We start from the raw sequence: 14302 nt of genomic DNA, 5'->3' as shown, positions 1-14302 counted from the left end.
GACGATGACCCTCACCCGCCGGACCGCCCTGACGGGCCTGCTCGGGGGCGCCGCCCTCGGGTTCACCGCCTGCACCTCCTCCGGCTACCCCGCCGACCCGGAGGGCACCCTGGACCGCGTCACGGGCGGGGTGCTGCGCGCCGGCGTCGTGCACCACCCGCCCCACGTGGACGCCTCGGGCGCCGAGCCCGTCGGCCCCGAGCCCGACCTGATCCGCGGCTTCGCGGCGGCGCACGACGCACGCGTCGAGTGGACCGTGGCCGGGGAGGAGGCGCTCATGACCGCATTGGAGAAGGGCGACATGGACCTGGTGGCCGGCGGCCTGACCTCGGCGTCCCCGTGGACGTCGCACGCGAGCATCACCCGCCACTACGCCGAGGCGCAGGGTCCGGACGGCGAGCCGGTGAAGCTCGTGATGGCCGTGCCCCTGGGTGAGAATCAGATGCTCACGGCCCTCGAGTCGTACTTCGACCAGCGCGCAGCGGAGGCTGCCCGATGACGCGGCAGGACACCCGCGAGAAGGGGCCGAGCGGGCGCCGGTTCGGCGCCACGGAGCTGCCCCCGGAGATCGAGCGCGTGGTCCGGCAGGCCAAGCGGCTCGAATGGGCGACGCTGGGGGTGATCGTGGTCACGATCGTCCTCGTGGCGGTCGTGATGGGCTCCTCGCAGGCCATGCGGGCCGCGTGGATCGAGGACCTGCTCTCCCTGATTCCGCCGATCGCGTTCCTCGTCGCCCTGCGCGTGGCCCGCATGGCCCCGACGCGGGCCCGGCCCTACGGCTCTCACCGGTCCGTCGGGGTGGGGCACCTCGTGGCCGCCGTCGCCCTGTCCGTGATGGGCGTGGTCCTCGTCGGTGACTCCATCCTGGGCCTGGTGACGGCGGAGCACCCGCCCATCGGCACGTTCGACCTGTTCGGGCACACCGTGTGGCAGGGCTGGTTCATGATGGCCGTGATGGCCCTGTCCGTGCCGGGGCCCATGATCCTCGGCCACAAGAAGCTCAGGCTGGCCGAGCAGCTCCACGACCGCGTGCTGTACGCGGACGCGGACATGAACAAGGCGGACTGGCAGACGGGCGTGGCGACCATCGTCGGCGTGGCCGGCATCGGCCTGGGCTGGTGGTGGGCGGACTCCGCTGCGGCGATCTTCGTGGGCGTGAGCATCGTGCTGGACGGCTGGAAGAACCTGAAGGAGGCCGTCACGAACCTGGCGGACCGTCGCGCCGCCACGATCGACGGCGCCCGGCCACACCCGCTCATCGACCGTGCCGAGCGGGTCGCCTGGGCGGAGCCGTGGGTGCGCCATGCGGGCGCCCGCGTCCGGGACGAGGGCCACGTGTTCCACGTCGAGATGTTCGTGGTGCCGCACGAGGGGGCGGACGTGACGGTGGGCCGCTGCTGCGCGCTGCGGGACGCGATCGCCGCACTGGACTGGAAGCTGCAGGACGTCGTCGTCGCCCCGGTGGCCGAGCTGCCCGCCGAGGTGCACGGCGGCGGCCCCGAGGAGCACCAGACGGGCGAGGAGTAGCCCGGGCCTCAGCCGGCCAGGAACCGGCCTTCGAGGGTGGCAGAGGTGATGCGCTGGACCTCGCGCTGCTGGTCGGCGGCCCTCTGGCGCAGGGCATGCATCTCGGCGGCGTCGACCGCCGGCAGGTGCGGCGCGAGCTGTTCGAGGACGTGCCACATCGCGGACTTGGCCTGGAGCATGCCCTGCAGCAGGTCCAGTTCGATCTGCGTCCAGCCGGAGCCGCGCGTGCGCAGCGCGTTCACGGGGTTGAGGCGTCCGCCGACCTCGGCCGCCGCGCCGGCGGCCCGGTCCACCAGCGGGGTGCGGAGGCCCAGCTCGCCGATGAGCGCCTCGAGGCGGTCCTGGTCGTCCTGGACGGCGTCGCCGAGGCGGCGCAGCGCGGCCTCCTGCGGGGTGCCGGCCCAGGTCTGCTCGGCGGCGCGGAACGCCTTCACACCCGAGCGTGAGCCGAGCAGGTGCTGATTGAGGAAGTCCTCCAGCATCTGCTCGTCCACGGCGGCAGAGGTGGACTCGGGGCGGGGGTGCTCATGGCCGGTCATGGGCCTTGTCTACGGAACGCGCGGGCGTGGCGGCAAGGGGCCGGGCACGGTCAGACGCTGACGACCTCGACCGGCTGTCCCGGGTCCGCGCCGAACCACGCGTCGGAGGGGGTGACGCCGTCGCGCACCAGGCGTGCGCCGAGCGCGGCGACCATCGCCCCGTTGTCGGTGCACAGGTTCACGGGCGGGACGGTCAGCTCGATGCCGGCGGAGCGGCACCGGTCGGCGAGCAGGGCGCGCAGGCGCGAGTTCGCCGCGACGCCGCCGCCGAGCATCAGGTGGGTGAGCCCGTGCTCGCGGCAGGCGCGGACGGCCTTGGCGGTGATCACGTCGGCGACGGCCTCCTGGAAGGAGGCGGCGATGTCCGCGCGCGGCACCTCGAGGCCGCGGGCCTCGAACTGCTCCACGGCGCGGGAGACGGCGGTCTTCAGCCCGGAGAAGGACCAGTCGTGCCGGTGCGGGCCGGGCTCCTCGGCGCTGCCGACGAACTTGCCCGCGGTGAGCCCGCGCGGGAAGCGGAAGGCCGTCGGGTCGCCCTGGGCGGCGAGCCGGTCGATCACGGGGCCCCCGGGGTAGCCCGCCCCGATGAGCCGGGCGACCTTGTCGTACGCCTCGCCGGCCGCGTCGTCGATGGTCGAGCCCAGCAGCTCGACCTCGGAGCTGATCCGGCCCACGCGCAGGATCTCGGTGTGCCCACCGGAGACGAGCAGCGCGCCCAGGTCCGCGGGCAGGTCGTCCCACTGCGCGGGCCGCACGCCGTCCAGCATGCCGACGCCCACGTGCGCCACGAGGTGGTTGATGCCGTAGAGGGGCGTGCCGAGGGCCGTGGCCAACGCCTTGGCCCCCGCGACCCCCACCATGAGGGCGCCCGCCAGACCCGGGCCGGAGGTGACGGCGATCGCGTCGAGGTCCGCGAGGGTGACGTCGGCGGTGTCCAGGGCGCGGCGGATCGTGGGCACGAGGGCCTCGAGGTGCGCGCGGGCGGCGATCTCCGGGATCACGCCGCCGAAGCGCACGTGCTCCTCCACGGAGGAGGCGACCTCGTGGGCCAGCAGGGCGGTGCCGCGGACGACGCCGACGCCGGTCTCGTCGCAGGAGGACTCGATGCCGAGCACGAGGGGGGCTGCGGTGGCGGTGGGCATGGGCTCCAGTCTAGTGAGCGGCCCGGTCACAGGGCCTTGCGCATGATCACGGCGTCCTCGCCGCCCGGGTAGTAGCGGCGACGCACGTGCAGCTGCTCGAATCCGTGGCGCGCGTAGAGTCGCCGGGCGACGGCGTTGGAGGCCCGGGCCTCGAGCATGAGCGAGCTCGCGCCGCGCGCCGCGGCCTCCGCGGCCATCCAGCGCAGCTGGGCCGCCCCGATCCCCCGCCCCTGCGCCGCCGCGACCGTGCCCACGGTCTGCACGTCGGCGACGTCGCCGACCACCATGATCCCGCCGTAGCCGACGATCTCGCCGGGGGCGGGGCCGTCGTCGTCCGCGGCGCCGGGCGCGGCCACGTCGCGGACGACCACGCGGTAGTCCCGGGTGGGCGGGCGGCCGTGCGCGTCCCGCCCGCCGGCGGGGCCGGTCTGGGCGAGCTCCTCCTCGTAGAAGTGCGCGGGCCAGGCGTCGAGCGGGAAGAGCGTGGCCTCGTGGGCGAGCACCTCGGGGACGTCCCACACGGTCATGGGGCGCAGCAGGTACCCGGGCGGCAGCCCGTGCCCGTCCTCGGCGGGGCGCCCGTCACCGGTCGGGGCCGGCTCGGCCGGACTCACGCGCCCGCCCGCTTGCGGGGGCCGGGGACCTTGGCGTCGGACTCGCGCAGGTAGAGCGGCTCGGCCGGCACGAGGCCGCGGCCGCGCCGCAGGGCGAGCTCGGCCACCTGCCCCACCCCGACGGCGGACGGCGTGGCCGTCTCCCAGTCCGGCACCGCGCGCAGCGCCTCGGGGTAGAGCCCGGCCCCCGCGCCGTAGACGGGCAGCGGGGTGACCTCGTCCGCGGGCGAGACGAAGGGGCCGTGCAGCAGCGTCGGCTGCCCGCCGACCTGCGCGTAGTGGGCCCAGTAGACCTCGCGGCGGCGGGCGTCCGTGGCGACCACGAACTCCTCGATCCCGTGGCGGAAGGCGTCGACGCCGGCCGTGTGGGCGAGCGCGTCGAGGCTGCGGACCCCGTGCACGGGCACGTCCCACGCCAGGCCGAGGGCGGCCGCCGTCGCCAGGCCCGCGCGCAGTCCCGTGAAGGGTCCGGGGCCGACGCCGACCGCGAGCGCGTCCAGCGCGATGCCGGTGACGCCGGCCTGGTCGAGCACGGTCTGCACCGCGGGGGCGAGCACCTCGGCGTGGGCGTGGGTGTCGTCCGTGGCCCAGCGCGCGAGCTCCTCACCGTCCCGCAGGACGGCGACGGAGGCGGCGGCGGAGGAGTCGATCGCGAGGAGCAGGGCCATGGCCGCCAGTCTACGGAAGCACGACGCCGGCCCAGCGCGGGCCGCGGCCGGTCACGACGGCCGAACGCAGCTCCTCGGCCTGGCCCCCGTCCTCGTCGGAGAAGTCGGTGACGATGCCGTCCTCGCCCTCCCCCGCCGAGGCCGCGGGGGCGTCCTCACCCCCGCGGGCCCGGACGATCTCGATGTCCAGCCACGAGGCGTCCGGGTCCTCGGGGAACCCGGCGAGGGACTCGGCCATGCCCCGGCCCCACTCGACGACGGTCACGGAGCGGTCCACGCTCGCGTCCAGGTCGAGGTCCGTGAGCTCCCCCGCCGAGCGCAGCCGGTACGCGTCCACGTGCACGAGGTCCGGGGTGCCCGCCGGGGCGTCGGCCGGGGCGGGGTGGACGCGGGAGAGGACGAACGTCGGCGAGACCACGCCGGAGGCCACGCCGAATCCGCTGGCCAGCCCCTGGGTGAAGGTCGTCTTGCCCGCGCCGAGGTCGCCCATGAGGATCAGCACGTCGCCGGCGCGGAGCACCCCGGCGAGGGCGCGGCCGAACGCCCGGGTGCCGTCGGCGCCCTCGAGGGGGACCGTCGCCGTGAGCACGGGCTCCGGCAGGGTCGGGCCGGGGGCGGGGATCGCGTGGTCGCTCATGGGCGGGCCTCCTGGGTCGGCGTGGGGTCCACGTGCTGTCGGTCCACGCGGCCTCCGATGCGGGTCACCAGCTCGTAGTTGATCGTCCCGGCGGCCGCGGCCCACTCCTCCACCGGGATGCCGGAGGCCGGTCCGAACAGCTCGACGGCGTCGCCGGGCGCGTCCGTGGCGTCCGGGCCGAGGTCCACCACGAACTGGTCCATCGCGATGCGGCCCACCACGGGGACGGTCCGGCCGCCGACGTGGACGCGCGTGCCCTCGACGACGCGCGGGACGCCGTCGGCGTAGCCGACGGGCACGAGCCCGAGGGTGGTGGGCTCCGCTGTGACGTGGCGGAACCCGTAGGACACGCCCTGCCCGGCGGGGACGGCCTTGACGTTGGCCAGGACGGTGACGAGGGACATGGCCGGGCGCAGCCCGAGCTCGGCGGCGGTGACGTCCGCGAACGGGGAGAGCCCGTACAGGCCCAGGCCGACGCGCACCATGTCCAGGTGCGTGTCCGGCCGGGAGAGGGTGGCGGGCGTGTTGGCCAGGTGCCGCAGCAGCGGGTGGCCGAGCGTCTCGGCGGCCTCGGCGGCCATCCGTTCGAACCGCAGCAGCTGCGCCGTGGTCTCGGCGGCCCGGTCCGGCTCGTCCGCCACGCCGAGGTGGGAGAACACGCCCTCCACCCGCACGAGGCCCGCGGCCTCGAGCTCGGCGGCACGCTCGACGAACGCGGGCCACCGCTCGGGCGGGCAGCCGTGGCGGCCCAGGCCGGTGTCCGCCTTCAGGTGCAGGACGGCGCGGGCCTCGGGTCCGGCCCCGCCGCGGCCCCGCAGCCCGCAGACGGCGTCGGCGACGGCGTCCAGGTCCCAGCCCGAGACGCCGAGGGTCACCTCCGCCTCCACCGCGGCGGCGAAGTCCGTGGCCCCGGTGTGCAGCCACGCGAGCACGGGCAGACGCACCCCCGCCGCGCGCAGGGCCAGGGCCTCGCGCACGTGGGCCACCCCGAGCCGGTCCGCGCCGGCGGCCGCGGCGGCGCGGGCGACGGCCACCGCGCCGTGGCCGTAGGCGTCGGCCTTGACGACGGCGGTCAGCAGCGGCCGGCTGCCGTCGGGGCAGCGGATCCGCTCCTGCAGCACGCCCACGTTGTGCCGGACGGCCGCCAGGTCGATGCGTGCGGCGCGCTCGGTGTCCACCGGGCTGACGTCGGCGCGGCTCATCGGACGGCCCCCGGCTCGGCGTCGTCCGGCCACCACAGGTGCGCGACGCGCGCGCCCAGCGCGGCCGGCAGCGTGGCCGTGGTGATCCGCCCGGCGCGGGCCTGGTCGGCCCCGGCCCGGGCGTGCAGCCAGGCGGCCGCCGCCGCGAGCCGAGCCGTGGGCGCCGGGCCCGGATCCTCCCCGGCCTGGCGCGCCTTCGAGCGCCGCGCCACGTCCGCGGCCAGGACGGCGCCGATCGCCCCGGAGAGCACGTCGCCGGTCCCGCCCATCGCGAGTTCGGGCCCGCCGCCGGTCACGACCCATGCCTCGCCGTCCGGGGCGACCACGAGGGTGCGCGGGCCCTTGAGCAGGACGGTGGCCCCGTGCGCAGCGGTCCACGCCCGCAGTGCCGCGAGCGGGTCGGCGGCGTCGGCGCCATCTGCGGGGACGCGCTCGCGCAGGCGGGACCACTCCCCGGCGTGCGGCGTCAGGACCACGGGCGTGCCGGCCGCGCGCAGCGACCGCAGCTCGGCGGCGGTGACCAGGTCCAGAGCCGAGGCGTCGGCGACCAGGGCCGCCTCCGGCCGCTCCTCGAGCGCGGCGAGGACGCCGGCCCAGCGCCGCCGCGCGTCGTGCTCGGTGTCCAGGCCGGGGCCGGCCACCCAGGCGTCCGCGCGCGACGGCTCGGGCCCCTCCGCCGAGACCAGCGCCTCGGGGTGGGCGGCGAGCACCAGGTCCCGGGTGGTCTGCGGGCCGGAATGGTGCACCATGCCCGCGCCCGTCTGCAGCGCGCCCGCGCTCGCGAGCACGGCGGCCCCCGGGTAGCGCTCCGATCCGGCGACGACCACCACCACGCCGCGCGTGTACTTGTGGGCCTCGGCTGCGGGGGCCGGGTGGGCGGCCCGTGCGGCGGCCTCGTCCATCACGCCCAGCCGCGCGGCCGGCGACGTCGGCAGGTGCGGTCCCAGCCCGATGTCCACCACGTGCACGGTGCCCGCGCGCGCCGCCCCCTCCCCGAGGACGAGGCCGGACTTGAGGGCGCCGAACGTCACGGTCGCGGCCGCGCGGAGGGCCTCCCCCCGCACCTCGCCGGTGTCCGCGTCCACACCGGAGGGCACGTCGCACGCCAGCACGAGCGCATCCGCCGGCAGCGCGCGCGCCGCGGCGGGCAGCTCATACTCGCCGGTGAAGCCTGTGCCGAGCACGCCGTCCACCACGAGCGCGGCCTCGGGCGGCACCGCGTCGGCGCGGCGTCCCCCGGCCGCTCGCAGCGCAGCCCAGCCCTCGGCGTGCCAGCGCGGGGCGCCGTCGTCGTCCCGGCGGACGGGCACGGCGACCGCGGCCACGCCCCGACGGCGCAGGAACGCGAGGGCGAACAGCGCGTCCCCGCCGTTGTTGCCGGGGCCGACGAGGGCGGCCACCGTCGTGCCGGCCACCGGGCCGCGCTCACGCAGCAGGGCGGCGGCGTGCTCGGCCAGGGCCCAGGCGGCGGCGCGCATCAGCTCCGGGCCGCGGCCGGCCGTGAGCAGGGGCTCCTCGGCCGTGCGCACGGCCGAGCCGGTCACGGCGATGCGGGTCAGGTCATCGGCGGTCATGCGGACTCCTCCTCGGCCGCGCGGCGTTCGGCGACCACGTAGGCGGTGGCGACGTCCCCGTCATGGCTGAGGGAGAGGTGCCAGTGGGTGATGCCCAGGGCCTCGGCCTGGGCCTGGACGGTGCCGGTCAGGTGCACGGTGGGGCGGCCGTCGCCGTGGTCCGGGCGCGGGATCCAGCAGTGGTGCCACATCATCCCGGGCGGGGCGCCCATGGCCTTGGCGATGGCCTCCTTGGCGGCGAAGCGCGCGGCCAGCGAGCGCAGCGGCAGGTGTCGCTCGTCCTCGGTGAACAGGCGTGCGCGCAGCGCCGGCGTGCGCTCGAGCTGCGCCCGGAACCGCGGGACGTCCACCACGTCCACCCCCACGCCGACGATCACGCCGCCCCCGCCCGCCGGGCGCCCACGACGACGGCGCCGGCCTCGTCCCCGACGGGCTGCCCGCGCAGTCGCTTGGCCAGGTCGAGCGGCCACTGCAGCACGCCGGGCAGCTGCTGGTCGCAGCCCGGCGTGAGCATCGCCTTCCCGTAGGCCAGCACGCCGTAGACGCCGTGCTGCAGGCGGCCGAGCCGGTCGAAGCCGGCGTCGAACGCGTACAGGGACACCCGGCCCTCCTCGGGGGTGAAGCACCGCTCCGCCAGCAGCCGCGCACGCTCCACGTGCTGGTGGAAGGTGAGCACGCCCAGGTGGTGCAGGCCGAGCTCGCGCATGCGGTCGCCCGCGTGGATGACCTCGCCCTGGGTGGTCACCGGATCGGGCGCGAAGCACTCGACGCTGACGCCGGCCAGCCGCGGGTCGCGTTCCCCCGGGCCGCCGCACAGCTTCTCGTGCCCGTCCGGCCCCAGGTACGCGGAGACGAAGAGCCGGTCGGTGACGCCGGACGCGGCGAGCTCGATCGCGGCGTCATAGACGCGGGGCTGGCTGTAGAGGACGAGGAGGGCGTCCACGCGCGGTGCGTCGTCCGGGTGCGGCTCCGTCACGGCGTGCGTGGCCCATCCCGCGCCGAAGGCCAGTCCCAGCGCCGCCAGGGTCGCCACGGTGGCGCAGAGGGCCCGCGCCCACCGCGGCAGGCCACGGCGGACGCGCCCCCGGTCGGCCTGCGGGCTCATGCGCCCTCGGGGACCTGCCGCAGCACGACGGTGGAGCGGGCCTGGACCTCGAGCACGTCCCCGGCGCGCACGCGGGGGTGCGAGCCGCTCGGGGCGACGTGGGACGAGGTGTCCACGACGACCTCCCACTCGGCCGGGAACGTGGGCCCGGGCAGGGTGTACGGCACGGGCTCCCACCACGCGTTCATGAGGACGTAGAAGTCGCGGTAGGGCTCCTCCCCGTCCTCGTCCCCTCGGGGGAGCGTGTGCCCGTTGAGGTAGAAGCCGATCGACCGGGCCTCGGCGCCCCAGTCGTCCTCCGTCTTGGCGGTCGCGTCCGGCTCGAGCCACACGATGTCCGGCAGGGGCGCCTCGATGTCGCGGGCCGCCGGGCGACCGTCGAAGTGGTGGCGACGGCGGAACACCGCGTGGTCACGGCGCAGCGCGATCAGGTCGCGGGTGAACGCCACGAGCGAGTCGTCCATGGCGGACCAGTCGATCCACGAGATCTCGTTGTCCTGGCAGTAGACGTTGTTGTTGCCGCCCTGGGTGCGGCCCAGCTCGTCGCCGTGGCTGATCATGGGCACGCCCTGGCTGATCAGCAGGGTGGCCAGGAAGTTGCGGCGCTGGCGGGCGCGCAGCGTCACGACCTCGGGGTCGTCGGTCTCCCCCTCGACGCCGCAGTTCCACGAGCGGTTGTGCGCGTCGCCGTCGTTGTTGTCCTCGCCGTTGGCCTCGTTGTGCTTCTCGTTGTAGGAGACGAGGTCGCGCAGGGTGAAGCCATCATGGGCCGTGACGAAGTTGACGGACGCGCCGGGGCTGCGCCCGTCCCCCTCGTAGAGGTCGGCCGAGCCGGTCAGGCGGGTGGCGAACTCGCCGAGGGTGCCGGGCTCGCCCCGCCAGAAGTCGCGTACCGCATCCCGGTACATGCCGTTCCACTCGGACCACAGGCCGGGGAAGTTGCCCACCTGGTAGCCGCCCCAGCCCACGTCCCACGGCTCGGCGATGAGCTTGACGGTGCGCAGCACCGGGTCCTGGCGGACCACGTCGAAGAACCCGGAGAACATGTCCGGGCCCTGCTCCCCCTCCACCCGGGTGAGGGTGGTGGCCAGGTCGAACCGGAAGCCGTCCACGTGCATCTCGGTGACCCAGTAGCGCAGGGAGTCCATGACCAGCTGGAGGGCCTTGGGGCTGGAGAGGTCCACCGAGTTCCCGGTGCCCGTGTAGTCCATGTAGTGCCGCTCGTCGCCGTCGACGAGGTGGTAGTAGCCGGCGTTGTCCAGCCCGCGCAGGCTGAGCATGGGGCCCTTGTCGTTGCCCTCGGCCGTGTGGTTGTAGACCACGTCGAGGATCACCTCGAGACCGGCGGCGTGCAGGTCCTTCACCATCTGCTTGAACTCGCGGACCTGGCCGCCCACCTCCGAGGAGGAGGCGTAGGCGGCGTGCGGGGCGAAGAAGCCGAGCGTGTTGTAGCCCCAGTAGTTGCTCAGCCCCTTCTCCTGCAGGGTGGCGTCGTTGACGAACTGGTGCACGGGCATCAGCTCGACGGCGGTCACCCCGAGCTCGGTCAGGTGGCGGACCACCTCCGGGTGGGCCATGCCGGCGTAGGTGCCGCGCAGCTCCTCGGGGACGGCGGGGTGCAGCTTGGTCATGCCCTTGACGTGGGTCTCGTAGATCACCGTGTCCGTGAGCTCGACGGCGGGTGGGGCGTCATCGCCCCAGTCGAAGTCCTCGGCGACGACGACGCCGAGCATGCTCGTGTCCAGGTTGTCCGAGGTGTCGATGCGGTCCGGCTCGTCGAAGTCGTACGAGTGGTGCTGCTGGCCCCACTCGTAGTCGCCGGTGAACGCCCGCGCGTACGGGTCCACGAGGATCTTGGCCGGGTTGTGCCACAGGCCGCGGGCGGGGTCCCAGGGGCCGTGCACGCGGTAGCCGTAGCGCTGCCCGTGGCCGATGCCCGCCACGTGGGCGTGCCATGTGGTGCCGTGCCGCTCCTCGAGAGGGATGCGCGTCTCCGTGCCGTCGTCGGCGACGAGGCACAGCTCGACCGCCTCCACCTCGCGGGAGACCGCGAGGGCGAAGTTGGTGCCGGTCTCGTCCACGGTGGCCCCGAGGGGGTACGGCTGGCCGATCTCCACTGTGTGCATGACTCTCCGGGGTCTCGTCGTGCGGCCCGCCGGGTGCGGCGGGCCTCCTCGGGGAGTCTACTGGCGCGGGAGGACGACCGTGCCGGACGCGTCGCGGGCCCGGCCGCTCTGTGGCGGCCGGGCCCGGCAGGAGAGGTCTCGGTGGCCTCAGCGGCGGATCACTCCACCGTGACGGACTTGGCGAGGTTGCGCGGCTGGTCCACGTCGTAGCCCTTCGCCGTGGCGAGCTCGAGGGCGAAGATCTGCAGCGGGACCGTGGTCAGCAGCGGCATGAGCATCGGCTGGGTCTCGGGGACCTCGAAGACGACCTCGGCCTGGCCGCGCACGGCCGCGTCGCCGCGCTCGGCGACGGCGAAGGTGCGGGCGCCGCGGGCGCGGACCTCCTGGATGTTCGAGACCACCTTGGCGTGCAGCGAGTGTCGGTCCATGGGCGAGGGCATGACCACGAAGACCGGCTGGCCGTCGTCGATCAGGGCGATCGGGCCGTGCTTGAGCTCGCCCGCGGCGAAGCCCTCGGCGTGGATGTACGCGAGCTCCTTGAGCTTGAGCGCGCCCTCCATGGCCACCGGGTAGCCGACGTTGCGGCCGAGGAACAGGACGGAGGTGGCGTCGGCCATGGAGCGGGCGAGCTCCTTGACCTTGTCCTTGGCGGCGAGGATCTCCTCGATCTTGCCGGGGATCGCCCCGAGGTCCGCCAGGATGTCCTCGATCTGGCCGCTGAACAGCTTCTTGTTCAGCTGGGCCAGGTACAGGCCCAGCAGGTAGGCGGCGGTGATCTGCGCCAGGAACGCCTTGGTGGAGGCGACGGCGATCTCGGGGCCGGCGTGCGTGTAGAGCACGGCGTCCGACTCGCGCGGGATCGTGGAGCCGTTGGTGTTGCAGATGGACACGGTGCGGGCGCCCTGCTCCTTGGCGTAGCGGACCGCCATGAGGGTGTCCATGGTCTCGCCGGACTGGGAGATGGACACCACGAGGGTGTGCGGGTCGATGATCGGGTCGCGGTAGCGGAACTCGTGGGAGAGCTCCACCTCCACGGGGATCCGGCACCAGTGCTCGATGGCGTACTTGGCCACCGTGCCCGCGTAGGCGGATGTGCCGCACGCCAGGACGATGATCTTGTCGACGGCCTTGAGCTCCTCGGGGTCGATCCGCAGCTCGTCCAGCACCAGGGTGCCGGCGGCGTCCGTGCGGCCCAGCAGGGTGTCCTGCACGGCCTGGGGCTGGTCGTGGATCTCCTTCTCCATGAAGGTCTCGAAGCCGCCCTTCTCCGCGGCCGAGGCGTCCCAGTCCACGGTGAAGCGCTTGCCCTCGGCGGGGCCGCCCCGGAAGTCCGAGATCTCGACGGCGTCGGCCGTGATCGTCACGACCTGGTCCTGCTCGAGCTCGATGGCCTCGCGGGTGAAGTCGATGAAGCCGGAGACGTCCGAGCCGAGGAAGTTCTCCCCCTCGCCCAGGCCGACGACGAGCGGCGAGTTGCGGCGCGAGGCCACCACGCGGTCCGGGTGGTCCACGTGCACGGCCAGCAGGGTGAAGGCGCCCTCGAGGCGCTGGGAGGCCAACTGCATGGCGCGGGTCAGGTCCTGGCCGGCCGCGTTCCGGTAGACGTCCGCGAGGAGGTGGGTGGCCACCTCGGTGTCCGTCTCGGAGAGGAACTCGACGCCCTTGGCGAGCAGCTCCTCACGCAGCTCGGCGTAGTTCTCGATGATGCCGTTGTGGATGAACGCCAGCCGGCCCTCGTCCGCCACATGCGGGTGGGCGTTGCGGTCGGTGGGGCCGCCGTGGGTGGCCCACCGGGTGTGGCCGATGCCGACGAGGCCGGTGGGGACGGGGTGCTCGGCGAGCTCCTCAGCGAGGTTGGCGAGCTTGCCCGCCTTCTTCCGGTGGTACAGCTGACCGCCGTCCACCACGGCCACACCGGCGGAGTCGTATCCGCGGTATTCGAGACGACGCAGGCCCTCCATCAGGACGTCGAGAGCGCCGTGCTCACGATCCGACTGGGGCTGGCCGATGTATCCGACGATTCCGCACATGCGCACGAGAATACCGGACCGGGCCCGACTTCGGCGCACGGCGGGCCGACTCACTCCGTCCGGGGCGAGAACCCCGCGGGGTTGGCCTCCTGCCAGGCCCAGAGGTCCCGCACCATCGCGGTCACATCGCGTCGGGCGTGCCAGCCCACCTCGGCGCCGATCGCGTCCACGGCGGCGCACGACTCGGCGATGTCCCCGGGCCGGCGCTCGACCACGCGGTAGGGGATGCGGCCGCCCGTGACCGCCTCGAAGGCGCGCACCATCTCGAACACGGTGACGCCCTCGCCCCGGCCGATGTTCCAGACCCGGGTCGTCGTACCGCCCCCGGCCGCCACCCGGGCCGCGAGCCATTCGAGCCCGGCCACGTGCGCCTCCGCGAGGTCCATCACGTGGATGAAGTCGCGCACGGCGCTGCCGTCGCGCGTGTCGAAGTCCGCGCCGAACACCCGCAGCTCGGGGTACGCGCCGGAGGCCACCCGCGCCACGAAGGGCATGAGGTTCGCCGGCACCCCGCTCGGGTCCTCGCCCAGCCGCCCGGAGGGATGCGCGCCGACCGGGTTGAAGTAGCGCAGCATCGCCAGCCCGCCGCCGTCGACCGTGGCGCAGACGTCGCGCAGCACCTGCTCCGCCATGAGCTTGGAGTGCCCGTAGGGCGAGACCGGGTCCGTGGCGGCGTCCTCGGCGACCGGCACCGGCGCGCGGTCGCCGTACACGGTCGCGGAGGAGGAGAACAGGACCGTGCGGGCGCCGGCCGCGAGCGCGGCCTCGGCGACGGCGGCCGTGCCGCCCACGTTCACGTCGTAGTAGGCGGCGGGGCGGGTCATCGACTCGGTGGGCGACTTCAGCCCGGCGAAGTGCACGAGTGCGGCCGGGCCGAAGTCCGCGAGCGCCCCGCGGTAGTCCTCGGGGCGGCGGATGTCGGCCACGTGCAGGCGCAGCCGCGACCCGCCCAGGCGCGTCCCGGCGAGCTCGGCGACCCGCTCGAGCGCCGTCGTCGTCGCCGTGACCAGGCTGTCCAGGACGAGGACGTCGTGGCCCGCCTCGAGCAGCGTGAGCACGGTGTGGGATCCCAGGTATCCGGCGCCGCCGGTCACAAGAACGCGCATGGGCCGATCCTATCCGTGCCCGGTGACGTCAC

At 74.8% G+C, this 14302-nt stretch carries 14 protein-coding genes; 2 read left to right on the top strand and 12 right to left on the bottom strand.

Annotated features, from left to right (window positions below):
* Positions 1 to 4 precede the first annotated feature (4 nt).
* Entirely contained in the window at positions 5 to 499 is a 495-nt protein-coding gene (locus AC0VX4_RS02865; protein WP_002857568.1) for a transglycosylase SLT domain-containing protein, read from the top strand.
* Positions 496 to 1527: a cation diffusion facilitator family transporter gene (locus tag AC0VX4_RS02860; protein WP_002857567.1), complete on the top strand. Its 1032-nt coding sequence runs from the start codon at positions 496 to 498 to the stop codon at positions 1525 to 1527. Before AC0VX4_RS02865 ends, AC0VX4_RS02860 begins: the two co-directional genes overlap by 4 nt.
* Positions 1528 to 1535: 8 nt before the next feature.
* Here AC0VX4_RS02860 and AC0VX4_RS02855 read toward each other — a convergent pair whose 3' ends face one another.
* The 12 genes from AC0VX4_RS02855 to galE form a co-directional block, all read right to left on the bottom strand.
* Positions 1536 to 2066: a hypothetical protein gene (locus AC0VX4_RS02855; protein WP_136940339.1), complete on the bottom strand. Its 531-nt coding sequence runs from the start codon at positions 2064 to 2066 to the stop codon at positions 1536 to 1538.
* Positions 2067 to 2116: 50 nt separating this feature from the next.
* Positions 2117 to 3208, bottom strand: a complete 1092-nt coding sequence (tsaD, locus tag AC0VX4_RS02850; RefSeq protein ID WP_065573544.1) for a tRNA (adenosine(37)-N6)-threonylcarbamoyltransferase complex transferase subunit TsaD — start codon at positions 3206 to 3208, stop codon at positions 2117 to 2119.
* A gap of 26 nt (positions 3209 to 3234) precedes the next feature.
* Positions 3235 to 3822, bottom strand: a complete 588-nt coding sequence (locus AC0VX4_RS02845; protein WP_136940340.1) for a GNAT family N-acetyltransferase — start codon at positions 3820 to 3822, stop codon at positions 3235 to 3237.
* The gene (gene tsaB, locus AC0VX4_RS02840) at positions 3819 to 4490 is read right to left on the bottom strand and encodes a tRNA (adenosine(37)-N6)-threonylcarbamoyltransferase complex dimerization subunit type 1 TsaB (RefSeq protein ID WP_060775397.1); all 672 of its coding nucleotides are present in this window, start codon (positions 4488 to 4490) and stop codon (positions 3819 to 3821) included. The genes AC0VX4_RS02845 and tsaB overlap by 4 nt, the downstream gene beginning before the upstream one ends.
* 10 nt (positions 4491 to 4500) lie before the next feature.
* Positions 4501 to 5127, bottom strand: coding sequence for a tRNA (adenosine(37)-N6)-threonylcarbamoyltransferase complex ATPase subunit type 1 TsaE (tsaE, locus tag AC0VX4_RS02835; RefSeq protein ID WP_060775398.1), 627 nt, complete (start codon positions 5125 to 5127; stop codon positions 4501 to 4503).
* Positions 5124 to 6329 carry an alanine racemase gene (alr, locus tag AC0VX4_RS02830; RefSeq protein WP_002857554.1) on the bottom strand — a complete coding sequence of 402 codons (1206 nt, stop codon included), beginning with the start codon at positions 6327 to 6329 and terminating at the stop codon, positions 5124 to 5126. The genes tsaE and alr overlap by 4 nt, the downstream gene beginning before the upstream one ends.
* Entirely contained in the window at positions 6326 to 7903 is a 1578-nt protein-coding gene (locus AC0VX4_RS02825) for an NAD(P)H-hydrate dehydratase (protein WP_475464548.1), read from the bottom strand. Before AC0VX4_RS02825 ends, alr begins: the two co-directional genes overlap by 4 nt.
* Positions 7900 to 8280: a holo-ACP synthase gene (locus AC0VX4_RS02820; protein WP_002857550.1), complete on the bottom strand. Its 381-nt coding sequence runs from the start codon at positions 8278 to 8280 to the stop codon at positions 7900 to 7902. The genes AC0VX4_RS02825 and AC0VX4_RS02820 overlap by 4 nt, the downstream gene beginning before the upstream one ends.
* Positions 8277 to 9008: a hypothetical protein gene (locus AC0VX4_RS02815; RefSeq protein WP_475464547.1), complete on the bottom strand. Its 732-nt coding sequence runs from the start codon at positions 9006 to 9008 to the stop codon at positions 8277 to 8279. The genes AC0VX4_RS02820 and AC0VX4_RS02815 overlap by 4 nt, the downstream gene beginning before the upstream one ends.
* Positions 9005 to 11134: a glycogen debranching protein GlgX gene (gene glgX, locus AC0VX4_RS02810; RefSeq protein ID WP_475464546.1), complete on the bottom strand. Its 2130-nt coding sequence runs from the start codon at positions 11132 to 11134 to the stop codon at positions 9005 to 9007. Before glgX ends, AC0VX4_RS02815 begins: the two co-directional genes overlap by 4 nt.
* 158 nt (positions 11135 to 11292) lie before the next feature.
* Positions 11293 to 13164, bottom strand: coding sequence for a glutamine--fructose-6-phosphate transaminase (isomerizing) (glmS, locus tag AC0VX4_RS02805; RefSeq protein WP_475464545.1), 1872 nt, complete (start codon positions 13162 to 13164; stop codon positions 11293 to 11295).
* A 50-nt stretch (positions 13165 to 13214) separates the two neighbouring features.
* Positions 13215 to 14270 carry a UDP-glucose 4-epimerase GalE gene (galE, locus tag AC0VX4_RS02800; protein WP_225348608.1) on the bottom strand — a complete coding sequence of 352 codons (1056 nt, stop codon included), beginning with the start codon at positions 14268 to 14270 and terminating at the stop codon, positions 13215 to 13217.
* Between the last annotated feature and the right edge of the window lie 32 nt (positions 14271 to 14302).

Source organism: Micrococcus sp. 63XJN7_8_ISO-PGPR-S23-253, from assembly GCF_056173425.1.
Note: the sequence above shows the minus strand (reverse complement) of the source record. Positions and strands in the feature narration are given on the sequence as shown.

Coding starts and splice junctions, on each gene's coding strand:
- AC0VX4_RS02865 (WP_002857568.1), top strand. CDS start 5: ATGACCCTCACCCGCCGGACCGCCCTGACGGGCCTGCTCGGGGGCGCC.
- AC0VX4_RS02860 (WP_002857567.1), top strand. CDS start 496: ATGACGCGGCAGGACACCCGCGAGAAGGGGCCGAGCGGGCGCCGGTTC.
- AC0VX4_RS02855 (WP_136940339.1), bottom strand. CDS start 2,066: ATGACCGGCCATGAGCACCCCCGCCCCGAGTCCACCTCTGCCGCCGTG.
- tsaD (WP_065573544.1), bottom strand. CDS start 3,208: ATGCCCACCGCCACCGCAGCCCCCCTCGTGCTCGGCATCGAGTCCTCC.
- tsaB (WP_060775397.1), bottom strand. CDS start 4,490: ATGGCCCTGCTCCTCGCGATCGACTCCTCCGCCGCCGCCTCCGTCGCC.
- tsaE (WP_060775398.1), bottom strand. CDS start 5,127: ATGAGCGACCACGCGATCCCCGCCCCCGGCCCGACCCTGCCGGAGCCC.
- alr (WP_002857554.1), bottom strand. CDS start 6,329: ATGAGCCGCGCCGACGTCAGCCCGGTGGACACCGAGCGCGCCGCACGC.
- AC0VX4_RS02825 (WP_475464548.1), bottom strand. CDS start 7,903: ATGACCGCCGATGACCTGACCCGCATCGCCGTGACCGGCTCGGCCGTG.
- AC0VX4_RS02815 (WP_475464547.1), bottom strand. CDS start 9,008: ATGAGCCCGCAGGCCGACCGGGGGCGCGTCCGCCGTGGCCTGCCGCGG.
- glgX (WP_475464546.1), bottom strand. CDS start 11,134: ATGCACACAGTGGAGATCGGCCAGCCGTACCCCCTCGGGGCCACCGTG.
- glmS (WP_475464545.1), bottom strand. CDS start 13,164: ATGTGCGGAATCGTCGGATACATCGGCCAGCCCCAGTCGGATCGTGAG.
- galE (WP_225348608.1), bottom strand. CDS start 14,270: ATGCGCGTTCTTGTGACCGGCGGCGCCGGATACCTGGGATCCCACACC.